11 protein-coding genes and 1 pseudogene are annotated in these 14,291 nt (G+C 56.3%); 8 read left to right on the top strand and 4 right to left on the bottom strand.

What is annotated here, in order from left to right:
* From BSU04_RS28945 to BSU04_RS45770, 3 genes are all read right to left on the bottom strand, one after another.
* A partial coding sequence (locus BSU04_RS28945; RefSeq protein ID WP_144021382.1) for an aldehyde dehydrogenase family protein occupies window positions 1–819 on the bottom strand: 819 nt, incomplete at its 3' end.
* A gap of 422 nt (window positions 820–1,241) precedes the next feature.
* Complete coding sequence (locus tag BSU04_RS28940; protein WP_089163752.1) at window positions 1,242–1,469, bottom strand: hypothetical protein; 228 nt, start codon at window positions 1,467–1,469, stop codon at window positions 1,242–1,244.
* A 127-nt stretch (window positions 1,470–1,596) separates the two neighbouring features.
* A complete protein-coding gene (locus tag BSU04_RS45770; protein ID WP_144021381.1) occupies window positions 1,597–1,932 on the bottom strand; it encodes a hypothetical protein in 336 nt (111 codons plus the stop codon).
* A gap of 595 nt (window positions 1,933–2,527) precedes the next feature.
* On the opposite strand from BSU04_RS45770, the gene BSU04_RS28935 reads away from it, so the two are divergent.
* Window positions 2,528–2,905, top strand: a complete 378-nt coding sequence (locus BSU04_RS28935) for a thioredoxin family protein (RefSeq protein ID WP_179258475.1) — start codon at window positions 2,528–2,530, stop codon at window positions 2,903–2,905.
* 310 nt (window positions 2,906–3,215) lie between these two features.
* On the opposite strand, the gene BSU04_RS28930 is transcribed toward BSU04_RS28935, so the two are convergent.
* Window positions 3,216–3,863 carry a BON domain-containing protein gene (locus tag BSU04_RS28930; protein WP_089163750.1) on the bottom strand — a complete coding sequence of 216 codons (648 nt, stop codon included), beginning with the start codon at window positions 3,861–3,863 and terminating at the stop codon, window positions 3,216–3,218.
* Between the two features lie 930 nt (window positions 3,864–4,793).
* Between BSU04_RS28930 and BSU04_RS28925 the strand changes: the two genes are divergently transcribed.
* From BSU04_RS28925 to BSU04_RS28895, 7 genes and pseudogenes are all read left to right on the top strand, one after another.
* Window positions 4,794–5,591, top strand: a complete 798-nt coding sequence (locus tag BSU04_RS28925) for a PRC-barrel domain-containing protein (RefSeq protein WP_089163749.1) — start codon at window positions 4,794–4,796, stop codon at window positions 5,589–5,591.
* Window positions 5,592–5,756: 165 nt separating this feature from the next.
* Window positions 5,757–8,969 carry a glycosyl hydrolase family 65 protein gene (locus BSU04_RS28920; RefSeq protein WP_089163748.1) on the top strand — a complete coding sequence of 1,071 codons (3,213 nt, stop codon included), beginning with the start codon at window positions 5,757–5,759 and terminating at the stop codon, window positions 8,967–8,969.
* A gap of 556 nt (window positions 8,970–9,525) precedes the next feature.
* Window positions 9,526–10,233 (top strand): ABC transporter ATP-binding protein, encoded by a 708-nt coding sequence (locus tag BSU04_RS28915; protein ID WP_089163747.1) that lies wholly within the window; start codon window positions 9,526–9,528, stop codon window positions 10,231–10,233.
* Window positions 10,230–11,315 (top strand): HlyD family secretion protein, encoded by a 1,086-nt coding sequence (locus tag BSU04_RS28910; RefSeq protein WP_089163746.1) that lies wholly within the window; start codon window positions 10,230–10,232, stop codon window positions 11,313–11,315. Before BSU04_RS28915 ends, BSU04_RS28910 begins: the two co-directional genes overlap by 4 nt.
* Window positions 11,316–11,413: 98 nt before the next feature.
* Entirely contained in the window at window positions 11,414–12,838 is a 1,425-nt protein-coding gene (locus BSU04_RS28905) for an efflux transporter outer membrane subunit (protein ID WP_256983370.1), read from the top strand.
* A gap of 2 nt (window positions 12,839–12,840) precedes the next feature.
* Window positions 12,841–13,677: pseudogene (locus BSU04_RS28900) on the top strand (ABC transporter permease); the annotation flags it as partial.
* A gap of 48 nt (window positions 13,678–13,725) precedes the next feature.
* Window positions 13,726–14,291, top strand: a 566-nt coding sequence (locus BSU04_RS28895; protein ID WP_144021380.1) for an IS30 family transposase, incomplete at its 3' end; no start/stop codon positions are given.

Genomic DNA, 14,291 nt, shown 5'->3' with positions numbered 1-14,291 from the left:
TTCCTCGACAACGATAAAGCGCTTTGCAGCTACGCAGCATTGGCCCATGTTGTTCATCTTGCCCCACACAGCCCATTTGACCGTCCTTTCCAGGTCCGCATCTTCGAGCACGATGAAGGCGTCGCTGCCGCCAAGTTCCATTGTCGACTTCTTAAGGTTCATTCCAGCCCTTGCGGCCACCACTCTTCCGGCGTCCACACTCCCGGTCAGCGCTACGCCCTTGATCCGCGGATCATCGATCACCTGATTCACCTGGTCATAGGAAATAAGAAGGTTGGTGTAGGCGCCTGCCGGTGCACCTGCATCAAGCCATAGTTGCTCGAAAGCGATGGCACACTGCGGCACGCAGCCAGCGTGTTTTACCATCACGACATTACCGGCCATCAGATTCGGTGCGGCAAAGCGTGCGAGCTGGTAGTACGGAAAATTCCACGGTTGTACGCCGAAGAGCACACCCAATGGGCTACTTTCGACTTGCGCTTCCCCCGTAAGCGGTTGCAGGACTTGAGGCGCAAGGAACGACTCAGCATTCCTAGCGTAATAGTCGAGGATGTCTGCACTCAGCTCCACCTCACCTCGAGCCTGCGCGATTAGCTTACCCATCTCCAAGGTTATTGGCCGGGCAAACTCATAGACGCGCGCGCGCATCAGTGCTGCGGCTCTTGCAACAATTGCCGCTCGCTCGTAGAAACTAGTATGCCGCCAGGTTTCAAAGCAAGCCTGTGCATGCTCGATTGCCATCTCAAGCCGCTCATCGTCGAATTCTTCGAAGGTTTTCAGAATCGTGCCGTCGTACGGGTTCACGCTTTGATAGGACATGACCGGCTCTCATTGGTGAGGGTTGGCTAGCGAGGTGTAAGCACGTACCGCTCGACCTCGAAAACAGACTCCGACGCACGTTTCATCCGTATGGTCGAATGTTTCTTGACCATCAGGGAACTGATCGGACAGGACTCGATGTGTGGTCGAACCATAGGGTCGAACTTCCGGCTTCGCAGCGTGGGGAAGATAGCTGTCTCCAAGCATGCAATACGCGAGGGCGATGGTGGGCGACGATATTTTCGATGCATCGGTCTCGCGCGCAATACTGGGCATGCGCATCTCCATGGGAGATGCGCATGCATCCCCCGCTGCTTACAAGAGCAAGCATGAGGCCGGCCGATCATCTGCGATAGAGTCGGAAACTACTCAGGGCGTCTGGGGATAGGGGGCGCACCGGGGCCCATGCCCGGCGAAGTATTTCAGACAGCCTTTCGGTCCACCGTATCGGGCGGAGCGGATGAACGTGCCTCTAGCCGTGTGTTCCTGCGGCGACGCGCCATTTCGCTCACTCTCATCGAGTCTTGAGCCGGCACGCTCGAAGAAAGACGCGCGAATTCCTGGTCCACCATGCTGGCGAGATCGCCTTCGCTCACTTCCGCTCCGGGCCGCAGTGAAAGCAATGACTCGAGAAATGTTTGCGTTGCCATGTAGACTCCTTTGCTGGCTACGGCCAACTTGGAATGACGTTAATGAAATGCAACTGTTATCACCGGGCGATAGTTCACAATTCTTGCTGCGGAGGAATTGAATGGCCGGCGCAAAAGTCGTGCACGGTTAATCAGCACCATGAGACGAAAGACGGGTTTCGGTGCTGGCTTCGGGCCGCCATAGGCTTGGGTCGGTAGACGCTCGACGTGCTTTAGCGCCAAGTTGAGAGGCAACCGCCATAAAAGCGCTTAGTTTGCCAGCGAGTTCTATAGTCGAAAGAAAAGCAAGGGCGCGTGAGTTCGCGTATTCCGACGACACTGCAACGGCGATCACGGCTACGCTAACCAAACACAGAAATGCGAAGGCATATCTCGCTAGGGTAAAGCCCTTAAAGGAAAGAACGGCGATAGCAACAAGCAAGAGCTTCGAAGTCAATATCGCAGAAGACTGTTCAACGCTCATCCCACGATCCAATTCCCATGGAAGTTCGACTAAAGACCACAGCACGACAACGCAGGTTGAAATTATGGCCCACCTATCCACGCCAGCGGATAAGTGTCTAGTAGTTCGACCGTTATTCAGGTTCATATGGATCGGCTGTACATGAGTTTTACCTCTAATAAGGGCCTGCCAGGCCCAGCACCTAAGTCGTGAACAACTTATGAATTTGTAGGGCACATACGTGAATGATGCCGCCAAGCGGTCAGTAACCCTCGAATCGAAGATGCGATTTCGTCTAACAGGTAAGGAGTAAAAGCTCGCCACAGGATAGCTTCCGAAGTAGTAAAGCGAAAGACTCGGAATCTACTCAGATCAACTTGACCCGAGTAACAGGCTCCTAAGTGTGCAAGATTTTATTAGTCGCATGAATTAACCGTGAGTGAACTTGATCTGGCGCAAACCATTCGCAGTTGTAGCGGATATTGTTAGCTCACAGGCGCGCTGCCGAAAGGTACGCGACCATGTGTGGCAATCGAAAAGACCAACATCGGAGTGGAGTATGAACAGGCTTTATGGATACGTCCCCGTTTCGAAAGATTACGCACCCGAATTAATCGTGACTATCCCTGCTGGCATCGTTGCCCGCAAACGGTCGCTCGGCGGTGGTCCGGTTTCGCTAAGCGCGGACACGTTCGATAAGTATGTGGGTGCGTCCAATCTGCCAGTGGTGATTGATTTCTGGGCTCGATGGTGCAGCCTGTCAAAGGCGATGGCACCTCACTTTGCCACCGGCGCACGCAAGCTCGCTGGGCGCGCGATGTTCGCAAAAGTGGAAACGGACCAGGAGGCGTCACTCGCCGCACGCTACGGAATTGAATGTATCCCTGCACTCGTCGTGCTCCGCAATGGACAGGAGATAGAGCGCCACTGCGGAGCGATGACTGCGGGTCAGCTTGTTCTTTGGCTGCAACCGCATCTCCGAAAGACAACGTAGCGAAAGTATCCAGTCGAGCAACAAAGGTTGCTGTCGCCGCGAGGCCATTGCAGGTCAGCCGTGATAGCCGACTACCGTGCCAGAAGCGCCCGATCCTACTCTGATCACTGCTAATACGAAGAGGGTACCGCGAGGATCGCCGGGTCAACGCTTAGTCCTCGATATGCTTCGTCAAGGACGCTGTTGTTTACTTAGCCCGGCGAAATCGAGATCCCTTACGCGAAATTGATGGAGCAATGGACGATCGGAATGAACCTTCGAGGTGGCTGCTCAACTCACCCTAGGTCGTTGGTCTCGGACTGACGTGCTATTACAAAATGCATACCTCATTTTCTACTGAAGTTACCCCCTTCGCACCCCACGCGGTCGCCGTAGCCAAGTCTCGATCGTGGATCGAATGAACGGTGCCGGAAAGTCGGACCACCCCCCCTTCGGCGCGGACGGAAATCGTTCCGCGGTCGAACCATGACCGGTGTAGCGCACGGACAATATTATTTTGTATGTCTGTCGCGTTGACTCTAGGCCTAATGGAAATTTCATCGATTACACCGAGCACACCGAGAAGACGTCTCACGTCTTGCGACGCAGCCTCTTTCTGGAAATGCTGGTCGACTTCACCTGTCAAGGTTATCCACCCCTTTTCAACTTTCACTTCGATTGATTCGGGGGCGATGAAAACGTCCCATGCGAGACGGCTTACCGCCTCATTTGCTATCTGATCGTCGCTCCAGCTAGCCGTTAGCGGTAGCCTAACCTCGATCTCCTCGGCTACCGCCTTGACGCCCTTCACCCGGCAAGTAGCTACCTCCGCCGCTCGCTTTTGTGCGAAATTTTCGACATGTCCGGTGAGGGTCACAACACCTTCACTCGCGGTAACGCCGATATGGCCCGCTTTTATGCTTGGCTCCCAATCCAACTCAGCCAAGACAGCTTGTTGCAAGTCTTTGTCGTTCGACATGGTCTTTCCTTCATTCGTGATTCAAACTGTTGTTGTCAAAAAGGTGGCCAGCGGCACCGTTGCAGAAGTCAGTGGGTGTGGGGACGAAGCTGGCACATTGATGGGTTAGACCCATGCCGGCCGCTCATGGCTACTCGCGGAGTCGAGTTGATTGCGCTTCTCGGGCAGAGTGACCTTTACAACAGTTTCGAATGACATGCGGTCTCCTTTAGGACTCTAACAACGTCGGATTCCTAATAATCTACGTCATTTCTTGATGGAGAGCGATCGATCGATTCAATTCGTGCAGTGTACTCCAAAATCACATCCTCACTACCGGGGAGGTGTCATGGTGGATCAGGTTCACCCCGACCGGAAAGTTATCTTGGGACTCGTCAACGCGTAAAAGGCACGTTGCAGGTCGAATTCGAATCGTCTGGTCGATGAACGCTCTAAGTAGTTTCCGACTCTGTTGCGCCGCGCGGTAAGGATTTATCGTTAGCAGGTGGGGGTTGAGCGCATTCCGAGGCAGCTAGCCTCGCGGTCTACGAGAACCTTGCCTCGGGGCTCGGGGAGGCATGGATGACGGCGCTTACGATGGATCGAACAATCGGTTATGTAGACGGACAAGCCGAACTCGCGTGCGGTCAGCTGGAAGATCTATTTTGCGAGACTGCGTGGCGGAGATCGCGTTGATCACGATCGGCGGCGATCAGCAGATGTTGCGTTCTTGGCGCGAAACTGAGTAGTTTCCGACCCTATCGGGGAACATTTTATCGAGTCTATCCTGCACATGTCGCTTCTCGAAGCAAGCAAACGGTGCAACAGGGACGTACACATCCCGACTTTACGCGATTTGGTGCATTTCATTGCGCGCAGCGCGCGGTACGAGCGTTGTACCAACTTAGGACTGAGTTTGTAACACGCTCGAAATATGAAGGAGTATCGAACATGTTGAGAAGCATACAAAGCCTTAAAGGTAGCGCGGTCGCTGCGAGCGATGGGTTATTGGGTAGCGTTGACGAAGTCTATTTCGACGACGAGGCGTGGGGTGTGCGTTACCTCGTCGTTGATACGGGAAGTTGGCTCAAAGGGCATCGTGTATTGATTTCGCCCTATTCCGTAAAACATACGGACCCGGGGGCGAGCACCGTGTCCGTGGATTTGACGCGCGACCAGGTGAGGAACAGCCCGAGTATAGACACGCGACAACCCGTGTCCCGTCAACATGAGGTCGACTATCTCCGTTACTACGGCTATCCAGCATACTGGGGCGGGCGGGACTCGTGGGGAATGGGCGGTTTCCCGGTACTTGGTCCAATGCAGATAGGTCCGGGTATCCAGCCGGGACTATTCGAGCCGGTCGAGCCAGACGCGGATGCGTCACCAGAAGACGTGCACCTACGAAGTACGGATGCTGTGGCGGGTTACCACATCGAGGCGCGTGATGGCAGCATAGGCCACGTATCAGGCTTCATCTTCGACGATGAGGCATGGGTCATTCGTTATCTTACAGTCGACACCCGAAACTGGTGGCCTGGAGGGAAGACGGTGCTTTTGGCGACTGCGTGGGTTGACTCTGTCGACTGGTTCGGGTCCAGCGTTTTTACAGACCTCACACGTGAGGCGATCAAGAACTGCCCGGATTACGATGATCTGGTGCCGTTAAGTCGTACCTACGAAACGGCGCTACACACGTTTCATAGCAAAGACGGATATTGGACGAAAGGCAACAGTGCAGCGAGGTGAGGAGACTCTTGACGGAACTCCCGATGAACGGCGCGCGAGACTCGATCTCACGGAAATATTGGGACGTCGTTTGTTTTGGGCAACGCGTGCGGGCCCGGTGCGGCAGGGGGCCAATGTCTCGGTGAAGATGCCGGGACCGTTTGAAGTTTACGTCTTCGGATCATTATGATTTCTTATCCGGTCGTAACGCTGTCGCCGCGCGACTACGACGCGGTCCTGTTCGATCTGGATGGCGTGCTGGCAAAGACAGCGAACCTGCACGCCTGCGCGCGCAAGCAACTGCTTGGGAATCTCCTTGAGCAGCATGATGTCCGGACCGGTATGCCATCGGTTCCGTTTAACATTGACGCGGACTATGCCCGCTATGCGGACGGAAAATCGCGCTACGACGGTGTTGCAGCGTTCCTTGCGGCGCACGAGATTCATTTGCCGGTCGGCTCGCGTGATGACGGGCCCGAAGTGCAAAGTCAACGCTCACTGGGCAAGTTAGAAAGTGGATACTTTCTTCAGAACCTGAATGCAGAAGGCGTCGAGCTCTACGACGCGTCGATTCAGTTGGTGCGTAAGCTCCGTGCGCTGAACATCAGAACGGGCGCCGTATCCTTTGTTGGCAATTGCGCGGAGGTGCTCGAAGCAGCGGGTATCGCAAAGCTGTTCGACACAACCATGGACTGCCCGGACGTTGATGGCGGCAGCTCGGACGCGCAACCAGAATTCGACGTTTGGCGGGATGCGGTGCAGCGCCTTGGCGCAGACATCTCAAGAGTGGCTGTAATAACCCAGTGGGTCGCAGGAATAGAAGCCGATCATGCAGGCCGATTCGGGTGCGTCATCGGGGTTGATCGAGGTGGGCGCACACAGGAACTGCGCGACGCCGGTGCTGACGTCGTTGTCACAGACTCATCCCAGGTGCAAGCGACGGCGGAACCGCCTCCCGAATGGTCATTGGTATTCACAGGCTTCGAGCCCGCTCATGAAGGCGTTAGGGAGACGTTGTGTACCTTGGGCAACGGTTACTTCGCGACTCGTGCGGCCGCGCCATGGTGTATTGCGGACGACGTGCATTACCCTGGGACGTACCTCGCGTGTGCGTATAACCGGCTGCACACCGACATAGCCGGAAGAGTGGTCGAAAATGAAGACCTCGTTAATCTTCCCAACTGGCTGCAACTGAAGTTTCGCATCGGCACTGAGGACTGGTTCGACACGCGAGCCGTGACGCTCTCGTCGTACCGCCAGGAGCTTGATCTTCGTCGCGGCATGCTCTTGAGGTCGATATCGTTTGAGGACGACAAGGGACGCCGCAGCACGCTTAATGAGCGCCGCTTTGTTTCGATGAGAGACACGCATCTGGGCGCGCTGGAGCTTACGCTGACCGCCCACGATTGGTCAGCGCCGGTCACCGTGCGCTCGAGCATCGACGCACGCATCGTCAACAGCGGCGCCAAGCTATACCGCAAGTTCAACAATAAGCATATCGAGCCGCTAGGGGCACAGGTCATCGGGACAGATGGCGTGGTGATGAACGTACGCACAAGTCAGTCGCACGTGAACGTATCGCAGGCCTCGCGCACCCAGGCAACGCACAACGGGATGCTATTGGACCTACCACGGGGTGTGATCGAAGAGCCGGGATACATTGGCCATGAGTTTTGCAAGGATCTGGTCCCGGGCGAGTCGCTTGTCGTCAATAAAATTGCCGCACTCTATTCGTCGCGTGATCCGGCTATTTCGGAGTGCGGATTTGAAGCGCGCAAAGCTGTATCGCGGGCAGGATCTTTCGATGAGCTCGCAGCCGCTCACGCGTTGACCTGGAAGCACTTGTGGCGGCGTTTCGACGTGCGCATTGAGCCGGCGGACCCAAGCTTCAAGTTGAATGTGTCCATGTTATTGCGCTTGAACATGTTTCATCTCTTGCAAGCCGTGTCGCCTAATTCCATCGGTCTTGACATTGGCGTACCTGCTAGGGGTTGGACCGGAGAAGGGTACCAAGGGCATATCTTTTGGGACGAGTTATTTATCTTTCCATTCTTCAACTATCGCTTGCCGGAAATCACGCGGTCTCTGCTGATGTACCGCTACCGGCGCCTTGGGGAAGCCCGTGCGGCGGCTGCGGCGGCGGGCTACGCGGGGGCCATGTTCCCTTGGCAGAGCGGAAGCGATGGCAGCGAAGAAACCCAGGCATTCAATCTTAACCCGCGCTCGCAACATTGGGTGCTTGACAACTCTTACCTGCAGCGTCACGTAGGCAGTGCAATTGCGTATAACGTCTGGCAATACTTTCAGGTGACGCACGACGTCGAATTCCTGTACGCCTACGGCGCGGAACTGATCCTCGATATCGCCAGGTTTTGGTCGAGCATTTCGAAGTTCAACCCGGCGAGCGGACGCTTCGAGATCCACGGCGTGCTTGGACCCGATGAGTTCCACGACGGTTACCCCGGGTCCAAAACGCCCGGCGTTAATAACAATGCCTACACGAATGTCATGGCGGTCTGGGTACTGCGCCGAGCCCGGGACGTGCTCGATCTTCTGCCCGAGATACGTCGCGCCGAGCTGATGATCGACCTTGACTTGACGTCGAGCGAGATAGACCGCTGGGACGAGATCGGCCGGAAAATGGTCATTCCATTTCACGATGAAGGAATCATCAGCCAGTTCGAAGGCTATGAAAAGTTACGCGAACTTGACTGGGATGGCTACCGTGCTCGTTATTCGAATATTCAGCGGCTCGACCTGATCCTCGAAGGCGAGGGTGACAGCGCGAACGGCTACAAGCTTTCGAAACAGCCTGATACGCTGATGTTGTTCTTCCTGTTTTCCGCCGAAGAACTTACTGAACTGTTCCTCCACCTTGGCTACCCGTTTCCGAGCACTACCATTCCGCGGAACGTTGACTACTATACGGACCGGTCATCGGATGGCTCTACGTTGAGCCGGGTGGTCAACGCGTGGGTCCTCGCGCGATCGGACCGGCCACGGTCCATGCGATTCTTCGCTCAGGCGCTGCAAAGCGACGTGGCTGACATCCAGGATGGCACGACCGCCGAGGGTGTCCACCTCGGGGCAATGGCGGGGACTGTCGATATCGTGCAACGGGTCTGGACCGGTATCGAAATCAAGGATGACGTCTTGCGGTTCAAACCCCAATTGCCACATGACATCGACCACCTCGAGTTGCGCATTCGTTATCGCGGGCACTCGATCGAAGTGAGGCTCGATCACGACACGCTGACGCTACATGCCCATACAGGGGCTGCAGCGCCCATATCGCTTCTCGTTGGCGGGCAAACGTATGAACTGAAAAGCGGCTCGACTCGCGTTGTTCCGCTCACCACCCAGGCAACGGACTCCACCATGCAAGCGGATGGCGCCTAGACGCACAGTTAACGTGATGTTACCCAGGGCGACAAACCTGCAAACGCTTTAGGCATTTTCTTGTGAGTTGATCTGACTTCAACGACTTTCAAGACTTCACGGATGACCCCGGCGGCGTCGCCGATTCGGTTACACCCTCAGGTCGGAGTGGGGGAAACTGTCGCGCGTCCTGGCCTTGACGATTGCTTGGTCGCCTGCGTGGCGATTTGCCGGCAAGCTTACGTCGCAATCGATAGTTGACTCGATATGCGCCCCTCTGAGTAGTTTCCGATCCTTTCGAGGAAGGCACACTCGCCTCTATGATCAGCCTGTCCGTTTCGTAACAAGTCGCGACGCGGCACGGACACCGCACGAGATCGTCGTAATATTTTCGAGGCTTCGATTCTCGCGAAGCGTTTTCCAGTCACCCGTCGCTATCTCTGGCCTTACGCACCTTCGTCGGGATGTTCGTCACCGGAGGAGATTCTCTAGCCACTGCCGGAGTCAAATGGGAGTTGGTACTTAGAGTGCATCTGGCGATTGGCCCTCAAGCGCACTGCGAAGACTGACTACAAAAATGACTGAAGAAGAAAAGCATGAGGCGATTGTCGCCGCCGGTATTACCAAATGGTTTGGGGAGGGTGCGACACGCACGACAGCAGTGAACGGCGTCGAGTTCGTTGCCCACTTCGGCGAGATGCTGTTTATCGTCGGCCCGTCCGGTAGCGGCAAGACCACGTTGCTCAGCATGATTTCCGGCATCCTGCGTCCCAACGCTGGCACGGTGACAATCAATGGCGCCGATATCTGGAAAATGAACAACGATCAACTGGCGGATTTCAGGCTGAATACTATCGGCTTCGTCTTCCAGGACTTTCATTTGTTTCCGCGGCTTACCAGCGCCGAGAATGTCGCGATTCCGTTGATTCTCAAGCATCGCGACTGGGCGGAATCTATTGCCGCGGCGACGACGTGTCTTGAGATCGTCGGGCTTAAAGAGCGCAGCGAGATCCTGCCGGTGAAGCTATCGGGGGGAGAACAACAGCGCGTAGCGATTGCCCGCGCCATCATAAGTGGGCCGCAGATTCTGATCCTCGACGAACCCACCGCGTCGCTTGATGGCGACACCGGCAAGAAGGTCATCGCATTCGTCAAGGAGAAGATACTCAATCAAGACCGCTGCGTCATCATCGTGACCCACGATGCACGCATCAACGAATATGCTGATCGGATCATACACATGGAAGACGGACGCATCACTGGGTTGGACAAGGGTACAGAATGAGAAACAAGATCATCTTTGTCCTGTCGATAACCGGCATCCTGGCCGCGCTGGTGGGCGCCTACCTCTTCGGTATCACGCGCAAAGCCGAACCCCCTGTGTTCGCGCCGACAAGCAATCCCTATGCGACCGCAATCTACGCCGACGGCATTGTCGAGAGCGAGCAGGGCGGGGGCGAAAACATCAATATCTATCCGGAAGTCTCCGGTCCGATCACCCAGGTGTTGGTGCATGAAGGCCAGCAGGTGTCGGCCGGTACGCCACTGATGAGCATCGACGCTTCTGTGCAGCGAGCAACCACCCAACAACTGCGGGCGCAGTCCGAGGCGGCGCTGGTCGTCTTGCATGAGCTCAAGGCGGAGCCTAGAAAAGAAACCCTTGCTGTTGTCACAGCCCAGGTGGATCAGGCACAGTCCAATCTAAAAGCGTCACGCGACCAGTATGACAAGCGCCTTGCTTCCTACAACTTCGACAAGCGATCGATCAGCAAGGACGTCGTGGACACGGCGCAGGATGCAGTGGCGCAGGCACAAACCGCGCTGGAAGTTGCCCGCAAGCAATTCGAGCTGACTCGGGCAGGTGCTTGGAGCTATGACATCAGCAACCAGCAGAAGCAATATGAGGCGCTTACGCAGTCATACAACGCTTCCTACGCCTTACTGCTAAAATATTCGATTCGAGCGCAGGCCAACGGCATCGTACTGGCGATCAACGGCGGGACGGGAAGCTATGTGTCGTCGCAGGGTGTCTACGACGCCTATACCCAGGGACTCGATCCGTTGGTGGTAATGGGCACGCCGCAGGACTATCTGTCCGTGCGCTGTTATATCGACGAGATACTGGTTTCGCGCCTTCCTGCGCCGGAGCATATCAAGGCCGAGCTATCGGTGCGCGGCACCAGTACGAAGGTGCCCCTGGAATTTGTTCGCGTGCAGCCTTATGTCTCGCCAAAAATCGAACTGTCCAATCAGCGCGAGGAGAAAGTCGATCTGAGAGTCCTGCCGGTGATTTTTCGCTTCAAGAAGACAGACTTGCCCATGATTTATCCGGGCCTGCTGGTGGATGTCTTCATAGGGCCAAAATAATGCTCGTGCTCAAACGAAGCCGAGTTAAACGGCATGCACATCACACCTTGCGAGCACAGGTGCTTGGTGGCGTATCCGTCGGTGTGATCGCTGCTACGATGCTTGGCGGCTGTGCGGTGGGCCCGGATTTCGTGCGCCCGGCGCCGCCCACTGTCAGTCAATACACGAGAGAGCCGCTACCTGTGGCAACTGTCTCAGCCGACAGTAAAGAGCAGCGCTTCATATCCGGTGCTGCAATTCCGGCTGACTGGTGGCGACTTTTCCGATCGGACTCCCTGGACGCGATCGTCCAGCAGGCTATGGCGAATAACCCGACCCTTGAGGCATCCGAAGCCAGCCTGCGGCAAGGCCAGGCTAATCTTCAGGCCGGCTACGGCGTGTTCTTTCCGCAAGTCGGTGCTGAGGCAGAGGGTGGGCGACAGCGCGTCGCGCCGTTGGAAAACGGTTTGCAGACACCGGGTACGGACTTCAATCTAGTTACAGTCAGCGGTACTGTCAGCTATGTGCTGGATGTGTTCGGCGGCAAGCGCCGGGCGGTGGAAGGACTGCGGTCCCAGGCAGACTACCAGCGCTATGCCACCAAAGCGGCCTACCTGACCTTATCCGCCAATGTTGTGAACGCCGTGATTGCACGGGCCGCCTATGCGGCGCAGGTTAATGCGACCGAGACGTTGATCGAACTGGAAACCGAGCAACTCGAGGCGACTGAAGCGCAAGTTCGCGCCGGTACCGCAGCCTACGCAAACGTCCTGAGTGTTCGAAGCCTGATCGCTGCCAACCGTGCGTTGCTAGCACCGCTGAAGCAGAGGATCAGCCAGGCGGAACACCTGCTTGCGACGTTGGAGGGCGTGCTGCCATCCGAGGCGGCATTGCCCGACATCGACCTCGGTTCACTTTCATTGCCCGTCGATCTGCCCGTGAGCCTGCCGTCCGATATCGTGCGGCAACGCCCGGACATCCTGTCGGCCGAAGCGCAATTGCACATAGCGAGCGCAAACATCGGTGTAGCGACCGCCGCGATGTTTCCGAGCATCAGCCTGAGCGGCACCTATGGCGCCGGCGGCACGAGTTTTGGCAATCTGTCGGCGGACAGCTTCAGGTTCTGGAGTATCGGCCCGTCGATTACGGTGCCGTTATTTCAGGGGGGCAGCTTGTGGTACGGCCGCAAGGCGGCAATTGACGCATATCAACAGTCACTCGCCACCTATCGCCAAACCGTCCTGAGCGCATTCCAGCAGGTCGCAGATTGCCTCAACGCGCTCGAACACGACGCCCAGTCGCTGCAGGCGCAGGTCGGAGCGCAGAGCGATGCCAGTGCGGCGCTGTCTTTATTGCAAGCTAATTACCGCGCCGGCATGGTCGGTTACCTGGACGTGCTGACTGCCGACGTGCAGTTCCACCAAACAACAATTGCCTATGTGCAAGCGGTTGCGCAGCGCCATCAGGACACTGTCGCACTGTTCGTTGCGTTGGGTGGAGGATGGTGGAACGAGCAAGCTGGACCCCATGGCGAGGGCCAATGACAATGAAGTACTCCGGAATCATGCGCATCGGCTTCAAGCTGCTGGTCAATGATAAGGCCAAGTTCTCCGCGCTGTTGATCGGCATCACTTTCGCCGTATTTCTAATGATGCAGATGACTGCGATGTTCGCCGGTATCCTGAACCGTGCATACTCGACCGTCACCAATATCGGCGCAACAATGTGGATTATGGATCCGGCTGTCAATACGCCCACTACGCCATTTCCACTGCCGGACTATCTGCTGGACGCGGTACTCAGTATGGACGGAGTTCGCTACGCGGTTCCGCTGTTTATGGGCGGAGCGCAGGTCAAGCTCGCCGATGGCACCTTCCAATCGGTCAACGTAGTCGGCCTGGACGATGCGAGCCTGTTTGGCCGCCCTCAAATGCAACAGGGCAACATTCTCGACATCTATGCTGACGACGCCTTCATCGTGGTCGACGACCCTGAATTCTCAAAGATGGAGAATCCGAAGATCGGCACCACATTTGAGATCAATGATTATCGTGGTGTCATTGTAGGCATTGCGTCGGTTGCCGCGAACGGATTGAACGGCGTACCGACGCTTTACACCACTTACAATCGCGCCATCCAGTACATCCCAGGAACGCGTTTCACCATCTCCTATGTTCTGGTGCAGGCGAAGAACGACGCTGCGATTGTGGGTATCAAGAAGGAGGTGGCGAAGCTCGGCTACCTAGCGCTGACCAAGGATGAATTCAACCAGCGTATCGCCGACTACTACACCTATCAAACGGGCATCGGCACCAACATTCTGTTGATGACCATCATCAGCTTTATCGTAGGATTATCGATTTCGGGCCAGACTTTTTACACGGCGGCCTCAAAAGTGAACTGCAACACCTGCCTCGTATAAGGTGTCGCAATGTCCGAAAAAACTTCTTACCAACAACTGCAGCCTGAAGAACGCCTAACCATTGCAAGCTTGCATCTGCAGGGTTCGAGTATGCGGGCCATGGCCCGCATACTCGGGCGCTCACCGGGAACTATCAGCCGCGAGTTAATGCGAAACAGCTCTTCTGTTGGCTACACGTCGGTGCCCGCTGCGGCGCTTTGCAGCGCACGCCGCAGTGCGTCGCGTCCTCGGGCCAAGCTTTGCCCGCAAAGCGTTTGCTGGCGCATCGTTCTCACCCTGCTTGAGTGGAAATGGTCGCCCCAGCAGATATCGGGCACACTCAAGCGCATGTATCCCACCGACTCGAACCAGCACGTCTCGCACGAAACCATCTATACGGCGATCTATGCTCAGCCGCGCGGTGAACTGCGCCGCCAACTTATTGCCTGCTTGCGCCACGGCCACAGCACGCGTATGCCACGCGCGCGGGGCACGGACCGGCGCGGACAGATTCCGGACATGGTCAGTATCCACGTGCGACCGCCCGAAATCGAAGACCGCCTGCTGCCAGGTCACTGGGAAGGCGACTTCATTAA

This window comes from Caballeronia sordidicola (assembly GCF_002220365.1).
GTDB lineage: Bacteria > Pseudomonadota > Gammaproteobacteria > Burkholderiales > Burkholderiaceae > Caballeronia > Caballeronia sordidicola_C.
Note: the sequence above shows the minus strand (reverse complement) of the source record. Positions and strands in the feature narration are given on the sequence as shown.

Bases quoted from the DNA above. Each gene is read 5' to 3' on its own strand.
- BSU04_RS45770 (WP_144021381.1), bottom strand. From the start codon at position 1,932: ATGAGCGTTGAACAGTCTTCTGCGATATTGACTTCGAAGCTCTTGCTT.
- BSU04_RS28930 (WP_089163750.1), bottom strand. From the start codon at position 3,863: ATGTCGAACGACAAAGACTTGCAACAAGCTGTCTTGGCTGAGTTGGAT.
- BSU04_RS28915 (WP_089163747.1), top strand. From the start codon at position 9,526: ATGACTGAAGAAGAAAAGCATGAGGCGATTGTCGCCGCCGGTATTACC.
- BSU04_RS28910 (WP_089163746.1), top strand. From the start codon at position 10,230: ATGAGAAACAAGATCATCTTTGTCCTGTCGATAACCGGCATCCTGGCC.
- BSU04_RS28925 (WP_089163749.1), top strand. From the start codon at position 4,794: ATGTTGAGAAGCATACAAAGCCTTAAAGGTAGCGCGGTCGCTGCGAGC.
- BSU04_RS28940 (WP_089163752.1), bottom strand. From the start codon at position 1,469: ATGGCAACGCAAACATTTCTCGAGTCATTGCTTTCACTGCGGCCCGGA.
- BSU04_RS28920 (WP_089163748.1), top strand. From the start codon at position 5,757: ATGATTTCTTATCCGGTCGTAACGCTGTCGCCGCGCGACTACGACGCG.
- BSU04_RS28905 (WP_256983370.1), top strand. From the start codon at position 11,414: ATGCTTGGCGGCTGTGCGGTGGGCCCGGATTTCGTGCGCCCGGCGCCG.